At 46.9% G+C, this 16,799-nt stretch carries 19 protein-coding genes and 1 tRNA gene; 10 read left to right on the forward strand and 10 right to left on the reverse strand.

All coding sequences use genetic code 11. From position 1 onward, the window contains the following. Nucleotides 1–2: 2 nt before the first annotated feature. The 4 genes from IEV19_RS02340 to IEV19_RS02355 form a co-directional block, all read right to left on the reverse strand. Nucleotides 3–326: a GNAT family N-acetyltransferase gene (locus IEV19_RS02340; RefSeq protein ID WP_188369094.1), complete on the reverse strand. Its 324-nt coding sequence runs from the start codon at nucleotides 324–326 to the stop codon at nucleotides 3–5. Then, nucleotides 326–1,633, reverse strand: coding sequence for a UDP-N-acetylglucosamine 1-carboxyvinyltransferase (gene murA, locus IEV19_RS02345; RefSeq protein ID WP_188369095.1), 1,308 nt, complete (start codon nucleotides 1,631–1,633; stop codon nucleotides 326–328). The genes IEV19_RS02340 and murA overlap by 1 nt, the downstream gene beginning before the upstream one ends. A 14-nt stretch (nucleotides 1,634–1,647) precedes the next feature. Beyond that, nucleotides 1,648–2,298 (reverse strand): DUF4290 domain-containing protein, encoded by a 651-nt coding sequence (locus IEV19_RS02350; RefSeq protein WP_188369096.1) that lies wholly within the window; start codon nucleotides 2,296–2,298, stop codon nucleotides 1,648–1,650. An 83-nt stretch (nucleotides 2,299–2,381) separates the two neighbouring features. Beyond that, nucleotides 2,382–2,669, reverse strand: a complete 288-nt coding sequence (locus IEV19_RS02355; RefSeq protein ID WP_188369097.1) for a DUF493 family protein — start codon at nucleotides 2,667–2,669, stop codon at nucleotides 2,382–2,384. Between the two features lie 89 nt (nucleotides 2,670–2,758). On the opposite strand from IEV19_RS02355, the gene IEV19_RS02360 reads away from it, so the two are divergent. From IEV19_RS02360 to IEV19_RS02380, 5 genes are all read left to right on the forward strand, one after another. Further along, nucleotides 2,759–3,322 carry an AAA family ATPase gene (locus IEV19_RS02360; protein ID WP_188369098.1) on the forward strand — a complete coding sequence of 188 codons (564 nt, stop codon included), beginning with the start codon at nucleotides 2,759–2,761 and terminating at the stop codon, nucleotides 3,320–3,322. After that, nucleotides 3,319–5,220, forward strand: a complete 1,902-nt coding sequence (locus IEV19_RS02365) for a RecQ family ATP-dependent DNA helicase (protein ID WP_188369099.1) — start codon at nucleotides 3,319–3,321, stop codon at nucleotides 5,218–5,220. Before IEV19_RS02360 ends, IEV19_RS02365 begins: the two co-directional genes overlap by 4 nt. After that, the gene (gene fmt / locus IEV19_RS02370) at nucleotides 5,217–6,161 is read left to right on the forward strand and encodes a methionyl-tRNA formyltransferase (RefSeq protein WP_188369100.1); all 945 of its coding nucleotides are present in this window, start codon (nucleotides 5,217–5,219) and stop codon (nucleotides 6,159–6,161) included. Before IEV19_RS02365 ends, fmt begins: the two co-directional genes overlap by 4 nt. A 175-nt stretch (nucleotides 6,162–6,336) precedes the next feature. Beyond that, nucleotides 6,337–6,609, forward strand: a complete 273-nt coding sequence (locus tag IEV19_RS02375; RefSeq protein ID WP_188369101.1) for an HU family DNA-binding protein — start codon at nucleotides 6,337–6,339, stop codon at nucleotides 6,607–6,609. A 112-nt stretch (nucleotides 6,610–6,721) separates the two neighbouring features. Further along, nucleotides 6,722–7,282, forward strand: a complete 561-nt coding sequence (locus IEV19_RS02380; protein ID WP_188369102.1) for a YqgE/AlgH family protein — start codon at nucleotides 6,722–6,724, stop codon at nucleotides 7,280–7,282. Here the strand turns inward: IEV19_RS02380 and IEV19_RS02385 are convergent. Together IEV19_RS02385 and IEV19_RS02390 are read right to left on the reverse strand one after the other, a co-directional pair. Beyond that, nucleotides 7,275–8,120, reverse strand: a complete 846-nt coding sequence (locus tag IEV19_RS02385; RefSeq protein WP_188369103.1) for an aminotransferase class IV — start codon at nucleotides 8,118–8,120, stop codon at nucleotides 7,275–7,277. The two genes, IEV19_RS02380 and IEV19_RS02385, sit on opposite strands and share 8 nt — an antisense overlap. Before the next feature lie 52 nt (nucleotides 8,121–8,172). Continuing rightward, complete coding sequence (locus IEV19_RS02390) at nucleotides 8,173–8,556, reverse strand: START-like domain-containing protein (RefSeq protein WP_188369104.1); 384 nt, start codon at nucleotides 8,554–8,556, stop codon at nucleotides 8,173–8,175. A gap of 136 nt (nucleotides 8,557–8,692) precedes the next feature. Here IEV19_RS02390 and IEV19_RS02395 point away from each other — a divergent pair. Continuing rightward, nucleotides 8,693–8,766, forward strand: a tRNA-Met gene (locus tag IEV19_RS02395). A gap of 134 nt (nucleotides 8,767–8,900) precedes the next feature. Here IEV19_RS02395 and IEV19_RS02400 read toward each other — a convergent pair. From IEV19_RS02400 to IEV19_RS02415, 4 genes are all read right to left on the reverse strand, one after another. Further along, complete coding sequence (locus tag IEV19_RS02400) at nucleotides 8,901–10,346, reverse strand: RtcB family protein (protein ID WP_188369105.1); 1,446 nt, start codon at nucleotides 10,344–10,346, stop codon at nucleotides 8,901–8,903. A 3-nt stretch (nucleotides 10,347–10,349) separates the two neighbouring features. Beyond that, the gene (locus IEV19_RS02405; protein ID WP_188369106.1) at nucleotides 10,350–10,760 is read right to left on the reverse strand and encodes an archease; all 411 of its coding nucleotides are present in this window, start codon (nucleotides 10,758–10,760) and stop codon (nucleotides 10,350–10,352) included. A 341-nt stretch (nucleotides 10,761–11,101) separates the two neighbouring features. After that, on the reverse strand, nucleotides 11,102–12,046 hold the full coding sequence (locus IEV19_RS02410; protein ID WP_188369107.1) for a phosphoribosylaminoimidazolesuccinocarboxamide synthase: 945 nt from the start codon (nucleotides 12,044–12,046) through the stop codon (nucleotides 11,102–11,104). Nucleotides 12,047–12,052: 6 nt separating this feature from the next. Next, nucleotides 12,053–13,006, reverse strand: coding sequence for a PhoH family protein (locus IEV19_RS02415; RefSeq protein WP_188369108.1), 954 nt, complete (start codon nucleotides 13,004–13,006; stop codon nucleotides 12,053–12,055). Between the two features lie 124 nt (nucleotides 13,007–13,130). On the opposite strand from IEV19_RS02415, the gene IEV19_RS02420 reads away from it, so the two are divergent. From IEV19_RS02420 to gldG, 4 genes are read left to right on the forward strand one after another with little or no spacing between them, the layout of a single operon-like run. Further along, complete coding sequence (locus IEV19_RS02420) at nucleotides 13,131–13,961, forward strand: SAM hydrolase/SAM-dependent halogenase family protein (RefSeq protein ID WP_188369109.1); 831 nt, start codon at nucleotides 13,131–13,133, stop codon at nucleotides 13,959–13,961. After that, nucleotides 13,962–14,252 carry a putative quinol monooxygenase gene (locus IEV19_RS02425; RefSeq protein WP_188369110.1) on the forward strand — a complete coding sequence of 97 codons (291 nt, stop codon included), beginning with the start codon at nucleotides 13,962–13,964 and terminating at the stop codon, nucleotides 14,250–14,252. 11 nt (nucleotides 14,253–14,263) lie between these two features. Beyond that, nucleotides 14,264–14,992, forward strand: coding sequence for a gliding motility-associated ABC transporter permease subunit GldF (gene gldF, locus IEV19_RS02430; RefSeq protein ID WP_188369111.1), 729 nt, complete (start codon nucleotides 14,264–14,266; stop codon nucleotides 14,990–14,992). Between the two features lies 1 nt (nucleotide 14,993). Beyond that, nucleotides 14,994–16,661 carry a gliding motility-associated ABC transporter substrate-binding protein GldG gene (gldG, locus tag IEV19_RS02435; RefSeq protein WP_188369112.1) on the forward strand — a complete coding sequence of 556 codons (1,668 nt, stop codon included), beginning with the start codon at nucleotides 14,994–14,996 and terminating at the stop codon, nucleotides 16,659–16,661. The last annotated feature ends 138 nt before the right edge of the window (nucleotides 16,662–16,799 follow it).

Consider the following 16,799-nt stretch of genomic DNA (forward strand, 5'->3'; position numbering starts at 1 on the left):
GATTAGGAGCCTATTTGAAACCCCGGAGCTAGTAAGCCTTCGGCTTTTTTGGGATGCCTTTTAAGAAAGGCTGCGATGAAAGGACATAAGGGCGCCATCTTAAGTCCTTCGTTCCTGATATGATCCAATACCTTGTTTACAAGTGCACTCCCTACACCTCTCCCTTCTAGTGATGCCGGCACCTCTGTATGGGTCAGATAGATTGTCCCCTGTTGATTTAACAGGTACTCCACATAGGCTGTGCCCTCATCGAGGCGCAATTCAAAACGGTGCTGATTTCCTACCTTATTCTTGACTATAGGAATGTCACCTGCCAAACCCTTCATCAGACTCTGGTAATATGGGCTCCGATGGCCCTTAATCGGGTATCTATGGATTCGTATCCCCTGTCTATCTGTTCGATGTTGTGTATGGTAGAGGTCCCCTTGGCAGACAGTGCAGCGATCAGCAGGGAGATCCCTGCCCGGATATCGGGAGAGGTCATGACGGTAGATTTAAGGGTCGACTTAAAATCGTGACCGATCACTGTAGCCCGGTGTGGGTCACACAGGATGATCTTTGCTCCCATGTCAATGAGCTTATCCACAAAGAAAAGTCGGCTTTCAAACATCTTCTGGTGGATCAGCACCTCCCCTTTCGCCTGGGTAGCGACCACCAGGATGATACTGAGCAGGTCCGGGGTCAGGCCCGGCCATGGAGCATCAGCAATGGTCAGGATGGACCCGTCTATGTAATTGTGGATCTTGTATCCTTCGGTATGGGCGGGAATATGGATGTCATCTTCTCGCCTTTCAAGGGTGATTCCCAACTTGTGAAAGGCGGTAGGGATCTGTCCCAGATTTTCCCAGCTCACATCCTTTATAGTGAGTTCACTTTTGGTCATGGCGGCCAGGCCGATCCAGCTACCGATCTCGATCATATCGGGTAACATGGTGTGGGTAGTCCCCTTCAGGGAATCTACCCCTTCGATGGTCAGCAGATTGGAGCCAATACCACTGATCTTTGCTCCCATCCGGTTCAGCATCTTGCAAAGCTGTTGCAGATAGGGCTCACAGGCTGCGTTGTAGATGGTAGTTGTGCCTTCCGCCAGCACGGCAGCCATCACGATATTGGCGGTTCCTGTAACCGAAGCCTCGTCCAGGAGCATATAGGTCCCTTTGAGTTTTTCCGCTTCCACGCCGTAAAAATGTTCTTCTCTGTTGTACCGGAATTTGGCACCCAGTTTAATAAAACCTTCAAAGTGCGTATCTAAACGTCTTCGACCGATCTTATCCCCACCGGGTTTGGGGATATACCCTTTCCCAAATCTGGCCAGCAGGGGCCCTACTAACATGATGGAACCCCTTAATCCCCTGCCGTCTACCTTGAACTGGTCTGAGAGCAGGTAATCGAGGTTTACATCATTGGCCATAAACGTATAAGATCCTTTTCCCTTTTTCTGGATCTTGACACCCAAATCCTCTAAAAGAGCAATTAGTTTATTGACATCTACGATGTCAGGAATGTTGTTTATGGTGACCTTTTCAGGGGTGAGCAGAACCGCACACAAGATCTGAAGTGCTTCGTTTTTAGCTCCCTGGGGCGTGATGCTTCCGTGTAAGCTGTGCCCTCCTTCTATAGTAAATGTACCCATGAATTACGCAGGAATTAATAGCGTTTTTTACCTCTATTGCTGCGCTGTTTCTTGCCGGATCCCCCGGATCGGTTGCTTTTCGCCACCCTTTGTTTGAGAAACTGACCACTTTCGGTGAGGTTCTCCCCATCAGAGGCCAGATCGATCTGACCATCGCTCAATTCATACAGGTGCTGGAAAATCGCTTTGTCATCCACGGTGTCCTTGTTCCAGTTCAGGTAGCACTTCTTCATGTGGTTTGCAATAGCGTATTCGAGTCCATCGCGCTTGTCGCCTTTTTCCCATTTTACGGCCACGTCTATCATCCTTTTGATGTTGTTGCCATAAAAGCGGTATTTCGGGTGGTTCTGAGGATACTCAAGGGGTTCAGGACGAGCCTGAAGCATCTCTTTGCTCGTGATTGGAAAAGGAGAATCGACGTCCAGCTTGAAATCGGACATGATAAACAGCTGATCCCACAATTTATGCTGGAAATCAGGTACGTCGCGCAGATGGGGTTGAAGATTTCCCATGACGGAAATGATGGACTGTGCCACCCTGTTCCTTTCCTCCCTGTCCTCGATGGACACGGCATAATCCACCATTTTCTGAAAATGCCTGCCGTATTCGGGAATTATCAGATGCGGACGTTCAGTGTTGTATTCTAGATTTTCTACAGAATTCAATGTAAAATATTTAAGTTGATGATCGGGTCTGGAAGTAAATGATTTCGAGGGCAAATTACTAAAATTCCAGCAGACAACCTACCTCAGAGGGAGATTACCCCTTCTACCTTGGCCACTTCCTTGTAATGGCTGATCACGGCATCCGGATCAGGAAGGTTGACGGTTACGGAAAGGCTGGTGTATTTCCCCTTGCTGGATTTTCGGGATTCAATGACAGCTCCTGTGTTATCAAAAATGACCTGAATAGCTTTGATCTTCTCCTCATCGGTCGGTACGATAAATTTATAGAGATAATCAGAAGGCCAGGAAGACGTTCTCAAAAGCTCTTCCTTTAACCGCTTGTAAAATTCATCGCTACTGTCGTTATTCATGCAATGTCTTTTTGCAAATATAATGGGATTCATCCTATTTTACTGCGAGGCAGGTAATGATTACTTTTGTTTAAGAATAAAGCGGAAACATGCCAAAGAGGATTGTGATAACAGGCGGACCAGGAACCGGGAAGACATCGGTGATCAGGGAACTCGAAGAAAAGGGATTTTTCTGTTTTCACGAGGTAATCCGTGACCTGACATTGGAGGCCAAGCGTAACGGCGACCCTAATTCCATCCATTCAAATCCGCTTGCTTTTGTGGATGATCCGTTCAGGTTCAACCTCTTTCTGCTGGAATCCCGACTGGAACATTTCAGGGCCGGAGAGGACATGGATCACAAGGTGGTTTTCTATGACAGGGGCCTGCCAGATGTATTAGCCTATATGAAGTATTTCCGGCAGCAATATCCGGATGAATTCGCAGCCTATTGCCAGGAGTACAAATATGACAGGGTAGTGGTTCTGCCGCCCTGGGAGGATATTTATACCCAGGATGAGGAACGCCTTGAAAATTTTGACCAGGCCCTGGAGATCCATCAGGAACTCGTCAGGACCTATACAGAATTCCAATACTCTTCAGTGACAGTCCCCAAGGGCACCGTGGAAGAGAGGGCTTCATACATCATAGAACAAGTCATCCCGGAACTATGAAAACATCACCGGCAGAGGTCCTGAGTAAACATTGGGGGCATACTTCCTTCCGGGGTTCCCAGGAGGCGATCATTGAGGCCGTCCTGAACGGAAAGGATGTTCTGGCAATGCTTCCTACAGGAGGCGGGAAGTCTGTTTGTTACCAGATCCCTGCTATACTCCAGGACGGGATCTGTATTGTAGTGTCTCCCCTCGTGGCCCTGATCAGGGATCAGGTAGCAGGGCTGAAAAGGAGGGGAATCAAGGCCGTGGCTCTCACCGGGGGTATTTCTTTCAACGAGGCGAGTACCTTGCTGGACAATTGCCTATATGGAGGGTATCGCTTCCTTTACCTCTCACCTGAAAGATTACAACAGGATTGGGTACAGGAACGTATCAGTCATATGAATGTGAACCTGATCGCCATAGATGAAGCCCATTGCATCTCACAGTGGGGAATAGATTTCCGACCTGCCTATCTGAAATGTTCTGTACTGAGGGAACTTCATCCCTCTGCACCCTGTATCGCATTGACGGCCACGGCTACCGCGCGAGTAGCCGGGGATATCCTAGAAAACCTTTGCATGACATCTCCTGAGGTATTCAAGGATTCTTTCGAGAGAAAGAACCTGATCTACCGGGTGATCAAAAAAGAGAATAAACTGCAGCAGGTCCTGCAACTGTGCGAAGGAGTTAAAGGATCTGTCATCATCTACGTAAGGAGCCGGAGAAGAACTCAGGAGCTAAGTCGGGAACTGACCCGGCACAGTACCGAGGCTATGGCATTTCACGGAGGCATGACGCGTAACGAAAAAGACGACCGGCTCAGGGACTGGCTGCGTGACCGGGTCCGGGTGATGGTTGCCACCAGTGCCTTTGGCATGGGGATAGACAAGGCCGATGTGGATCTGGTGATCCATTATGAACTCCCTGAAAGCTTGGAGAGTTATTTCCAGGAAGCCGGAAGGGCCGGGCGTAACGGGGAGCGGGCAGATGCTATACTGCTTATCCATCCGGAAGACGAACAGCGGCTGCGCCATCAATTTATTTCCGTTTTGCCCGATGTCTCCTATGTAAGGCTTTTGTATAACAAACTGAACAATTATTTTCAGATCGCCTATGGCGTACAGGAAGAAGGGACCTTCCCGTTTAATTTCAATACTTTTTGCGATACCTATAGCCTGAATCCGGCCCTTGTTTATAACGGACTGCGTTTGCTGGACCAGAATTCTGTCATCGCTTTGACCCAGCATTTTTCTCAGAAGACCACCGTTTATTTTACGGCTACCAAAGGAGAGATTTTCGAGTACCTCGATGCACATCCCGGCAAGGCGGTCATCCTTCAGGCGCTGCTCAGGACCTATGGTGGAGTTTTTGATTTTGAGACTACCGTTAACCCGGTTTTAATAGCCAGAAAAGCAGAAACCACAGAAGATGAAGTGGTTGCCGTTCTTCGAAAGGCCAGGGCGGATGGTATCCTGGAATTTGTCGATGAACAGAGGGATACCGAAATAACTTTTCTGGTGCCAAGGGAAGACGACCGTACCATCAATACCTTTGCCCATAAAATAAAGGAACTGAATCAAATTAAAATTCAGAACGTGGAAGCCGTCCTCGACTACATAAACGACGATTCCCAATGCCGTTCTGTGCAACTCCTCAACTATTTTGGGGAAATTTCGGCACAGGCGTGCGGTTTATGTGATATATGCCAGAGGAAAAAGACCGTTTCAGGTAAGGACCAGGCTGCTTTGGATACTCATATCCTATCTCTTGTCCGCGAAAGAGCCCTCACCTCTCAGAGCCTGATCGATACTCTGGGTAAGGAAAGGGAGATCGTCCTCAGGGAATTGCAGTACCTGCTGGAAGAAGGAAAGATCAGACTCACCAATAACAACGAATACACCGCCTTGTCATGAGAGATCTCAGAATAGTCTTTATGGGTACACCCGATTTTGCCGTGGCCACTTTGGATGCCCTCATCAAAAACAATATCGAGGTAGCAGGCGTGATCACTGCCCCGGACCGGCCCGCAGGCCGGGGTCAGGCCCTTAGACAATCGGCTGTCAAACGCTATGCGATGGAACACGGACTCAAAGTCCTTCAGCCCACCAATCTTAAGAACGAAGACTTCTTAAAAGAACTCCGGGATTTGAAAGCGAATCTCCAGATCGTTGTGGCCTTCAGGATGTTGCCGAGGGTGGTCTGGGATATGCCTGAATACGGTACGTTCAACCTCCACGCCTCCCTCCTGCCCGATTATCGGGGCGCCGCGCCTATCAACTGGGCCATAATAAACGGGGAAACTAGGACAGGAGTCACCACTTTCTTCATCGATGAGAAGATAGATACAGGTGGGATCATCATGCAGGAAGAATGTGCGATCACCAGGGAGGATACGGCAGGGATGCTGCACGACCGACTAATGGTACTCGGAGCCGAATTGGTTCTGAAAACCGTAGACCTGATTGAGCGGGAAGAAGTAAAGGTCATGCCGCAAAAAGAACTCGAGACCGAAAAATCGGCCCCCAAACTGACTCGTGAAAATTGTGAGATCAATTGGAACTTGCCGGGTGGTGAGATCTACGACCACATACGCGGCCTGAGCCCCTACCCCACTGCCTGGACCACACTTCACAACGGAGAGGAAGCTATCTATTTGAAAGTATTCGGGGCGAGTTATATTCCTGAAAGACACACATCTTCTCCGGGCCAGATTGTACCTCATCATAAATTACGGGTGGCGGTGGATGGGGGTTGGATCGATCTCGAAGAAATACAACTCCCTGGCAAACGGAAAATGGCTTCAAGAGAAGTCCTGAACGGGTTAAAATTGGAATCAAATGCACATGTCCGCTAAAGTCCCGTCTTTATTGGGCTCAAAGAATTCCATAAAATATTGCAAGTTTATCAACAAAGCGTTCAAGTTATCAACAAAAACCCTGATTTCCCTTGATTTTACTTGCGTTAACGGCAAATCCGTCTAATTTTGTTTGAGCTTTAAAATATTTAACAACAATTAATTTACTTCCATTATGAACAAAACAGAATTAATCGATGCCATGGCAGCTGACGCTGGTATCACAAAAGCAGCCGCTAAAAAAGCTTTGGAATCTTTTCTTGGGAACGTTGAAAAGTCCCTCAAAAAAGGAAACCGTGTTTCTTTGGTAGGATTCGGATCTTGGTCAGTATCTAGAAGAAGTGCAAGAGAGGGTAGAAACCCTTCTACTGGTAAAACCATCCATATTAAAGCAAAAAACGTAGTTAAGTTCAAGGCTGGTTCTGATTTGAGCAGCGCTGTTAACTAATTTTTGTTTTGTACAATATACCGAAAGCACCCCGCACAGGGGTGCTTTTTTTATTATGGCTTTTTTGTAGTTCTGGACTTTTATTCTATTTTAGAAAAAAGGTTCTTTCCTAATGACCAGTTTAAAACCAAAAAAAGGGAAGCTTTTGATCGCTGAACCCTCATTGACAGGAGATGTATCCTTCAACAGGTCGGTGGTCCTTCTTGCAGAACACAACGAAGAAGGTTCTGTGGGTTTTATCCTGAACAAACCGCTGGATTATGATATCAGCGAACTGGTCACCGAAATTCTGGTCCCTTTTCCCGTTTTTAACGGGGGGCCCGTAGAACAGGACAATCTTTACTTTATTCACAAGGTCCCACATCTGATCAGTGGCAGTATTGAGATCTCAGACGGTATTTTTTGGGGAGGTGATTTCGATATAACCATCAGCCTGATCAACAAGGGAGTGATCACCCCCAAGGATATCCGATTTTTTCTGGGCTACTCGGGCTGGTCGTCATTACAGCTTGACAAAGAACTGGTCTCCAAATCATGGATCGTTGTAAAAAACCAGTACGAAAGCGAGATCATCGAAAAGTCTGCCATTTCCTTCTGGAAGGAAAAGATGATGGAACTGGGAGGCGACTACCTCCTTTGGTCCAATGCTCCTGAAAACCCCAGCCTTAACTGAACCTGGCTGCTGCGTTGAGTTTTCCCAAAATACTTATGGCAATTTCATTTTTGAACTCCGTTCTTCGGTAACGAGATACGGATTGTATCCCACTGGAAATCTCGGTTATAAACAGTTCGTCTGCCTTTTGCAGTTCGAAAGGAGAAATGGATCCTTCCTCGATTTCATACTCCTTCGATTTTTCGATCAGCTCTATCACCTTTTTCCTGAGTACGTTATTATCGCATCCGTCGGACAGTGGCGGGGTTTTTATCTTGTTATTCCCTACCAGAAACAGGTTGCCCTTTAAGGTTTGCACTACATTCTTTTGATCGTTCAGAAGGATGCAGTCGGCATATCCATTCTCCAGAGCATAAACGGTTCCAATGGATTTTAATACAGAACTGACAGTAGGCAGGGTAGACAACATTCCGGCCTGAATGTAAAAGTCTTTGTAGAGGTCAACCTCATAATGGGAATCCTCATGAAGGTAAAAGGGAGAGGAAAGGGGTTTTAACTGGATAAGATAGGTCGCAAGTCGATCCGGATCACCCGGACCGTCACTATTCTTGGGGAAAACGTAAATTCTAGCTATAACGGCCTTGTCGTTTAAACCGGATTGGTCTATGGTCTTTCTTAGTTCCTCTTCGAGAAATTCCATGGTGAAATTCATAGGGATCTCCATCCTTAAAATTCGCATGGATGCCATGAGTCGGAGGTAATGTTCTTCCCAGAAGATCACTTTACCCTGCAGTACTCTTACGGTCTCGACCAGCCCATCTCCACGGGCAAACACACTATTCTCAGCGTTGAGGTAAAAGGAAGAGTCAGCAACCAGCTGACCATCAATATTGATCATAAAAAAGCCTTGAAAAATTCGAGGCCAAAGATAGGGCATCCTATCCGAAAACTCATTTAGAACCGAGCACCTGTTTCAGGTCCGAGATCTGGTTTTCCCATAGCATTTTAGCCTCATCTAATTCGTCCTCTTCAGCAAAGTCCGTTATGAAAAGAGAAACATCCCCGGTGATCTCGTCTACTCTGATACGCATTTCAAAATACGTATCATCCTCGATGTCCTCCCATGCAAATCGAACAAATTCGTCACTCTTGCGTTTTAGAAGTTTTGCCCCCTCTTCTGAACCATCCCAGATAAAATTGAATCGCTCCCCCCTAGAGTTTACGTTGTCCGCAAACCATTCTGAAAGCCCGGAAGGGGTTGAGAGATACTGGAAGAGAAGCTGCGGGGAGGACTGTATGACGAATTCTAATTCAAACTTGATCTTGTCGGACATTTGGGGTATTCTTTAATACGGGTAATATATATATTTCTATATGATAAAAAAATATTCTCCCCCAATTAATTTTGGAACCCGAATTTTGATTCAGCGAAAATTAAAGATTATATTTGCACCCGCTTAAGAAACCAATGGCGAGGTAGCTCAGGTGGTTAGAGCGCAGGATTCATAACCCTGAGGTCGGGAGTTCAAGTCTCCCTCTCGCTACAAAAGAAGACCACGTTTGTGGTCTTTTTTTTACCCTCAACGGTATTTGTTCCATACTTCTGCGCCCTTGCAGAATGCCATGAGCGTCATTCACTTTTTTATTATATATACCGGCTCAGCCGGTAAAAATTCTCCTATCCCTTCACTACGGCCACGGGCCTGAGTTTTGCCACTCTCTTCGCAATGCCGGATTCCCTTACCGTATCGACCACCATGTTAACATCTTTATACGCGATGGGTGCTTCCTCTGCGATTCCTTTAAAAGATCCTGCTTCTATAAATATACCTTCATCTTTAAGCCTCTCCTTGAGAACAGGAGCATTGACCTGCTTCTTTGCTGCTGTTCTGGACAAACGTCTTCCCGCTCCGTGACAGCACGAACCAAAAGTGAGCTCTCTGCTTTTTGCTGTGCCGGCAAGAACATATGAACAAGTTCCCATACTTCCAGGGATGATCACCGGCTGTCCATGATCTTTGTAGATTAACGGCAGTTCCTCGAAACCAGGTCCAAATGCCCTCGTCGCACCCTTTCGATGCACGATCACCTCGGCTTCCTGCCCGTTAACCTTATGTGTCTCGATTTTAGCGATATTATGGGCTACATCGTACATGAGTTTTAAAGGGATATCAGGTCCAAAGATGTTCTGCCACGCTGTTCTGACTTCCCAGGAGATCACCTCCCTGTTGCACCAGGCAAAATTGGCGGCCGCACACATCGCCTTGAAATAATCTTGTCCTTCGGAAGAATTAAACGGAACGCAGCAAAGTTCCCTGTCCGGAACTTCGATATTATAATTTGCCATGGCCGACATCATTTTACGGATGTAATCTGTAGCTACCTGATGTCCGAGTCCACGAGACCCCGTATGTATCAACACCACAACCTGACCTTCGTAAAGTCCAAATGCTTCGGCTATATCATCATCGTAAATTTCCTCGACGTAATCGACTTCTACGAAGTGATTCCCCGATCCGATTGTACCTAGCTGATTCGATCCCCTTTTTTTCGCCATGTCAGAAACCATAGAAGGGTCAGCATTTGGCAGCCTTCCCTTACTTTCCATAAAAGCGAGGTCTTCTTCCGCTCCATATCCATTGGCAACTGCCCATTGAGCTCCTTTTGAAAGTACAGTATCCATGTCCTTAGACGATAGTCTTATTTGTCCGCCCTTTCCCATTCCGGACGGGATCTGAGCGTATAATTCTTTGGCCAGCTCTTCCAGATTATCCCTGATTGTATGAATCTTCTGATCGGAAACCATCAATCGCACGCCACAATTGATGTCATAGCCAATCCCACCCGGAGAGATGGCTCCTTCAGGATAGGAAGTAGCTGCCACACCTCCGATGGGGAATCCGTAGCCTTCATGAACGTCAGGCATCACAAGGGAGGCCCCCACAATGCCAGGCAAGGAAGCCACGTTGACCAATTGTGCCAGAGACCTGTCCTCCATGATGGCATCCAAAAGAGGTTCAGAGGCCAGCACCCTGGCAGGTACCCGCATCTGTGGCTTAAACGACTTCGGGATCTCCCACAAGTAATCCTCCAGTTTATTGATATGGGCTTTAGTGATCTTCATAATTCAGATATCAAATACAACCACGGACTCCCAGAGCCCTTCACACTTATGTACGTCAGCCTCGTGATAGGTGACCGCCTTTATTTCCTCTTCGAAAACTTCTACACGCATACCGTGTATTTCTGCCAATATTTCGGAAGAATCCAGTGTCAAGAAATCGACCTTGCAAAAAATTGACTTTTCAGTATAGGATGCCGATAGTACTTCTGATAAAAAATCGACAAGTAAACAAGTCGTGTCCGACGACTCGACATGAATCTTTAAGCTTAAATCAGAAGACATGCGTTTTTCACAGAACCCTTCTTTTAAGATATGGCCCATCCCTATTATTCCATTGCGGAACAAGGTTTCCAAGGTCTTCCCCCTGATTTTCATTCGAATGTCTGCCGTATGGGGTAAATATTCTATCCACATATTTCCGTTGCTTTGACAACGTAGAGAGTTATTATGTACCCCCACGGGAAACCTACCCAATTCCTGGTCTAAAAGGCTGTTCGTGAATAAGATACCCTCATATTGTCGCCTATCTTAAAGATACACAATTTCCAGGAGGCAAACGATGCTCAATTGCAATAGAGAGAAAATACTTGTCGATCTATAATTGGTGACCAGGGATGGGAGGAGTTAATCTTCCAAACACAAGAAAAAAGACCACAAATGTGGTCTTTATTATTAGGTCCTGCGCAGGATCTAGAATTAATTTATTCTTTTGACAGATCTATTCTAATATCTAGTTTTTCTGTCACTTAAGGAGCTTATAGAAAGTTGAGCACGTTATTTTCAATCCGCTTTTTAATATCACTGATATCAGCGGGACGGAATACCTCACCAGTAATGTTTTCGTACAATTCTATATACCTGTCTGAAACGGTCTTGATGTATTCATCAGACATCTCAGGCACCGTCTGTCCGGCCAACCCCTGAAACCCGTTCTGAATCAGCCACTGCCTGACAAATTCCTTGGATAGTTGCTTCTGGGCCTCGCCTCTGTCCTGTCTTTCCTGATACCCTTCCGCATAAAAATATCGTGAGGAATCCGGGGTGTGGATCTCGTCAATCAGAACGATAGTGCCGTCCTTCATCTTTCCGAATTCATACTTGGTATCTACTAGGATAAGTCCGCGTTTCGCAGCAATCTCCGTACCTCTTTGAAACAGGGCGCGGGTGTATTTTTCCAGCACCACGTAGTCGGCCTCAGAGACAATTCCTCTTCTCAGGATGTCCTCCCTGGAAATATCCTCATCGTGATCCCCTTTCTCGGCTTTAGTGGCCGGGGTGATAATGGGTTCCGGGAAGGGGTCGTTCTCCTTCATCCCCTCCGGCATGGGCACCCCACAGAGTTTTCTCTTACCGCTTTTGTATTCTCTGGCGGCATGACCCGACAAATATCCCCTGATCACCATTTCCACCTTAAAAGGGGTACAGGCATGACCAATAGCTACATTTGGGTCCGGGGTGGCGATCAGCCAGTTGGGCACCAGATCGGAAGTATCGGCCATCATCTTTGTCGCAATCTGGTTGAGGATCTGACCTTTATAGGGAATCCCCTTTGGCATCACCACGTCAAAGGCAGAGAGGCGGTCCGTGGCGATCATGACCAGGATGTCATTCTCCAGAGTATACACTTCCCTCACCTTTCCCTTGTAGACCTTTTTCTGGCCGGGAAAAGTAAAATCCGTGCTGATGATGGTATTACTCATGTAAGATTAATTCTGATGCTCAATGTTCTTGTAGGCATCGATGACTTTTTTGACCAGTTTGTGGCGGATCACATCCTTGTCGTCCAGGTATATCATCTCTATCCCCTCGATGTTCTTCAGGATAAGCAGGGCCTCCTTCAGGCCTGAGATAACCCTTCTCGGAAGGTCGATCTGACCGGGATCACCCGTGAGCAGAAACTTGGCGTCCTTACCCATACGGGTCAGGAACATCTTCATTTGAGCATGAGTGGTGTTCTGGGCCTCATCCAGGATGACAAAGGCATTATCAAGAGTGCGCCCCCTCATAAAAGCCATAGGCGCAATCTGGATGGTGCCGTTCTCCAGGTAATGGGCCAGTTTTTCCGCTGGGATCATATCCCTGAGGGCGTCGTAAAGCGGTTGCATATAGGGATCTAATTTCTCCTTGAGATCCCCCGGCAGAAAGCCGAGGTTCTCCCCTGCTTCCACGGCAGGCCTTGTCAGGATGATCCTTTTCACCTCCTTGTTCTTTAGTGCCCTCACAGCCAGGGCCACACCTGTATAGGTCTTCCCGGTTCCGGCAGGACCTATCGCAAAGACCATATCGTTTTTTGACATGGCATCCACTAGTTTGCGCTGGTTGACGGTTTGCGCTTTGATATACCGTCCGCTGACTCCGTGAACCAAAATGTCGTTGCTGTCCTTGGTTGAGGACAACTCGTCCTTCCCGGTGCTCGTCAGCACCCTTTCAATGACATTTTCATCCAGCTTGTTGTATTTCGCAAAATGGGCAGTCAGCATGCGGAAACGCTTGTCGAATTCGTCCAGCTGTTCATCGTCTCCATAGACTTTGATCTTGCTGCCCCTGGCAACAATCTTCAGTTTGGGGAAGTATTTTTTCAGGAGATCAATATGTTCATTCTGATGCCCAAAAAACTCTCTTGGGCTGATTTCTGTGAGTTCTAGCGTGAGTTCGTTCAATGAAGTTTATCGTTAATTATATGAGCGTATATAAATTTCGCCACCCTGATTTTTTGATTAATTTTGACGTACAAACTTACGTATAAATGAGTTTGGACACCCAAAAAAATATCAACATTGCTGCATGGCGATCATTACCTTAACTACTGATTTTGGCTATAAAGACCATTTTGTAGGCGCCATAAAAGGGACCATTTACTCCGAGCTTGAAGACGCGAAAATTGTTGATATTTCCCACGCCATAAGTCCTTTTAATATCCAGGAATGTGCTTATATCCTTAAGAATTCCTACAAGGCCTTCCCCAAGGGAACTATCCATATAGTAGGGGTAGATGCCGAGTGCACGGAGGAGAACCAGCACCTGGCCGTCTATGTAGACGGGCATTATTTTATCCTTGCCAATAATGGTGTCAGCAGCCTGATCACTTCGGAGATCAAACCCGACAAGATTGTGGAACTCAAGATTCCTAATCCCCAGCCCGGAGCCTTTCCGGTTCTGGAGATCTTCGTGAAAGTCGCTTGCCACATCGCCAGAGGTGGAACCCTGGAAGTGGTCGGAAAGAAGTTCGATGATCTGAAGGAGCTCAAGGAATTTGCACCTCGCATCACTAATGACGGGAACACCATTGCGGGGTCCGTCATCTATATCGACAATTACGGCAATGTTGTGACCAATATTCAGAAAAGCCTTTTTGAAGCTTATCGCAAAGGCAGGAACTTCGAACTACTGGCGAGGAACAAAAAACTGACAAGGATCGAGAATAACTACAGCGACATCATCGACTTCAACCTGGACAGGAATCAGCGGAAAGGCCCCGGTGATTTGCTGGCCCTATTCAACTCGGCTAATTACATAGAATTGGCCATTTACAAAAGCGACCCAAATACGGTAGGAAGTGCTTCCTCCCTGCTCGGCCTGGATTACAGGGATACGGTAACCATTAATTTCCTTTGAATGATCACACGCATCGTTAAGCTCCATTTCAAAAAAGAAAATATTAGTAGTTTTGAGCGCATTTTCGGGGAAACCCGAGATGTGATCAGAAATTTTGATGGTTGTGTACTCCTCGAGTTGTATCAGGATACTGCTGATCCTTCGACTTTCTTTACATACAGCAAGTGGGAAACCGAGGAGGACCTGGAGGCCTATCGCAATTCTGATTTTTTTAAAGTGGTTTGGGCTAATACCAAAAAACTGTTCCGGCAAAAAGCCGAAGCCTGGAGCGTTCAACATGTTCACAAGTAAAACGTAGTCCTATGCTCTCGATCTTAAAAAGGGAGATAACATCATTTTTCGCTTCAGCCACCGGGCCCTTGGCCCTGGTTCTTTTTCTGCTGATAAATGGCCTGGTGCTTTGGGTTTTCCAGGGTTCTTTTAATGTATTCGACTATGGTTTTTCGGACCTGTCGGCCTTTTTTATGGTAGCTCCGTTTGTATTTCTCATCCTGATACCGGCCCTGACGATGAAAAGTTTTTCCGAGGAGAGAAAACTGGGTACCCTTGAACTCTTGCTGATGAAACCCCTTCCCGCCTGGAAACTCGTTCTGGGTAAACTCCTGGGGGTGATCACACTCGGGATCATTGCCCTGATCCCTACCCTGGTCTATGTGTGGTGCATATCCGCACTGGGCACAGAGGCCGGAAATTTTGATCTGGGTCTGGTGTTCGGGGCATATTCAGGGATGATCTTACTCCTGCTCGCTTATACGAGCATAGGGGTATTTTCTTCCTCCCTGACCGAGAATCAGATTGTGGCTTTTCTGTTTGCTGTGATCATTTGCCTCTTTATGTATCTGGGATTTGAAGCTATTTCGGGATTATTCTCTGACGGTATAATCGCTCTCTTTTTAGAGAATTTGGGGGCCATGGCCCATTACGAACGAATGGGAAGAGGGATATTAGACACCCGGGATGTAGTGTATTTACTGTCTATTTCGTTCTTTTTTGGCTTTCTGACTGTGATTCAATTAAATCGACGCGCATAGGGTGAAGAAACGGAGTTTAAAACATTTAGGACTAGGGATCGGGATACTGATTGCGATCAATCTTCTGTCTGGTTTCTTCTACCTGCGAATCGACCTTACCGAAGACAATCGATTCACCCTGAGTGAAGCCAGCAATGATATCCTGGAAAAAATCGATTCCCCGGTGATCGTCGATGTCCTGCTCGACGGTGACCTTCCCCCGGAATTCCAACGCCTGAAACTGGAGACGGAACAACTCTTGGAAAATCTCTATAACAGGAATGATAAAATCAAATACGGATTCGAAGATCCTCTTGAGGATCCAGCTCAGGCAGAGGCCACCATCGCGCAACTCCAACGTATCGGCCTGACCCCAGCCAATGTGACCACGGAAGAAGAAGGGCGGGTTTCCCAGGAACTCGTCTTCCCCTGGGCCATGGTGACCTACAAAGACCAAACGGTGAAGGTGCCCCTTCTCAAAAATAAACTGGGTGCCAATACGGCGGACCGCATCAATAATTCAATTCAAAACCTGGAGTATGCCTTTGCCGATGCTTTGAGCAAACTAGTGGTCACAGAAAAAAAGAGAGTGGCCGTGATCAAGGGGAACGGGGAACTCGAAGATCTCTACCTGGCCGATTTCCTCACTTCTATCAGGGAGTATTACAACATCGGGGCCATCACCCTCGATTCAGTGGAAACAAATCCCCAGAAGGTCCTGGATCAACTTAATTCATACGACCTGGCGCTCATCGCCAAACCTACCCAGCCTTTTACAGAGACGGAAAAATACATTATGGACCAGTTCGTGGTCAACGGGGGTCGATCACTTTGGCTGATAGACCCGGTGGCTATGGAACTCGACAGCCTGTTCAACGAAGAGGGCCGGGCACTTGCTTTGCCACGCGACCTGAACCTGAATGATTTCTTCTTCAGATACGGGGTACGCTTGAACCCGGATCTCGTGGATGATTTATATTGCGCCCAGATCGTCCTGGCCAGCGGTGAGGGAAATGCTTCGGAGTACAACCCCCTGCCCTGGGTGTATTACCCTATGGTGTTTTCACAAAACAACCATCCTGTCAATGTTAATATGGAGGCCCTGCGATTCCAGTTTGCGAGCACCATAGATACACTGGAAAACGACAATAAAAAGACCATCCTGGTCCGCAGCTCACCCTTGTCCAAAAAAGCTATGGCCCCGAGGACCATCAGTTTCGACATCCTAAATTCAGCCCCGGACAGGGACTCTTATATCGAAGGAAATTATCCCCTTGCCGTGCTTATTGAAGGCGATTTTCAATCGGCCTACCGCAACAGGATCAAACCAGTGGATCTGAATGGAGAGAGGGAGCAGGGGGGTGAAAATAAAATGATTGTCATTTCAGACGGGGACCTGATAGCCAACCAACTGAGGAATGGAAGGCCGTTGGAACTGGGGTATGATAAGTGGACGAACAATTTCTTCGGAAACAAGGAATTCCTCATGAATTGCGTGAATTACCTCCTGGATGATACCGGACTTATAAACATTCGAAATCGAAAGGTAGCTGTCCCCGTGCTGGATCCAGAAAAGATCTCAGCTCAAAAAACCCGATGGCAGCTTATAAACATTGGAGTTCCGCTGATATTTGTTGCAAGCATATCCTCCCTTTTCCTCTTCAGGAGAAAGCGGCGCTTTGGCCGTTAGGTGTTAATAAGTAAGTTTTAAGGAAAAGCGCAATTGGAATATATTTGTTTGAATCCAACATCGGGTCGTTTTCAGCTATTCCCGGCCTTTTATGAATGTCATCTTCGGAAGGTCATTCCCTAGGAAATGAGAAGACGA

The organism is Muriicola marianensis (assembly GCF_014638095.1).
Taxonomy (GTDB): domain Bacteria; phylum Bacteroidota; class Bacteroidia; order Flavobacteriales; family Flavobacteriaceae; genus Muriicola; species Muriicola marianensis.

Bases quoted from the DNA above. Each gene is read 5' to 3' on its own strand.
- IEV19_RS02340 (WP_188369094.1), bottom strand. From the start codon at position 326: ATGAAGGGTTTGGCAGGTGACATTCCTATAGTCAAGAATAAGGTAGGA.
- murA (WP_188369095.1), bottom strand. From the start codon at position 1,633: ATGGGTACATTTACTATAGAAGGAGGGCACAGCTTACACGGAAGCATC.
- IEV19_RS02355 (WP_188369097.1), bottom strand. From the start codon at position 2,669: ATGAATAACGACAGTAGCGATGAATTTTACAAGCGGTTAAAGGAAGAG.
- IEV19_RS02360 (WP_188369098.1), top strand. From the start codon at position 2,759: ATGCCAAAGAGGATTGTGATAACAGGCGGACCAGGAACCGGGAAGACA.
- IEV19_RS02365 (WP_188369099.1), top strand. From the start codon at position 3,319: ATGAAAACATCACCGGCAGAGGTCCTGAGTAAACATTGGGGGCATACT.
- fmt (WP_188369100.1), top strand. From the start codon at position 5,217: ATGAGAGATCTCAGAATAGTCTTTATGGGTACACCCGATTTTGCCGTG.
- IEV19_RS02375 (WP_188369101.1), top strand. From the start codon at position 6,337: ATGAACAAAACAGAATTAATCGATGCCATGGCAGCTGACGCTGGTATC.
- IEV19_RS02380 (WP_188369102.1), top strand. From the start codon at position 6,722: ATGACCAGTTTAAAACCAAAAAAAGGGAAGCTTTTGATCGCTGAACCC.
- IEV19_RS02385 (WP_188369103.1), bottom strand. From the start codon at position 8,120: ATGATCAATATTGATGGTCAGCTGGTTGCTGACTCTTCCTTTTACCTC.
- IEV19_RS02390 (WP_188369104.1), bottom strand. From the start codon at position 8,556: ATGTCCGACAAGATCAAGTTTGAATTAGAATTCGTCATACAGTCCTCC.
- IEV19_RS02400 (WP_188369105.1), bottom strand. From the start codon at position 10,346: ATGAAGATCACTAAAGCCCATATCAATAAACTGGAGGATTACTTGTGG.
- IEV19_RS02405 (WP_188369106.1), bottom strand. From the start codon at position 10,760: ATGTGGATAGAATATTTACCCCATACGGCAGACATTCGAATGAAAATC.
- IEV19_RS02410 (WP_188369107.1), bottom strand. From the start codon at position 12,046: ATGAGTAATACCATCATCAGCACGGATTTTACTTTTCCCGGCCAGAAA.
- IEV19_RS02420 (WP_188369109.1), top strand. From the start codon at position 13,131: ATGGCGATCATTACCTTAACTACTGATTTTGGCTATAAAGACCATTTT.
- IEV19_RS02425 (WP_188369110.1), top strand. From the start codon at position 13,962: ATGATCACACGCATCGTTAAGCTCCATTTCAAAAAAGAAAATATTAGT.
- gldF (WP_188369111.1), top strand. From the start codon at position 14,264: ATGCTCTCGATCTTAAAAAGGGAGATAACATCATTTTTCGCTTCAGCC.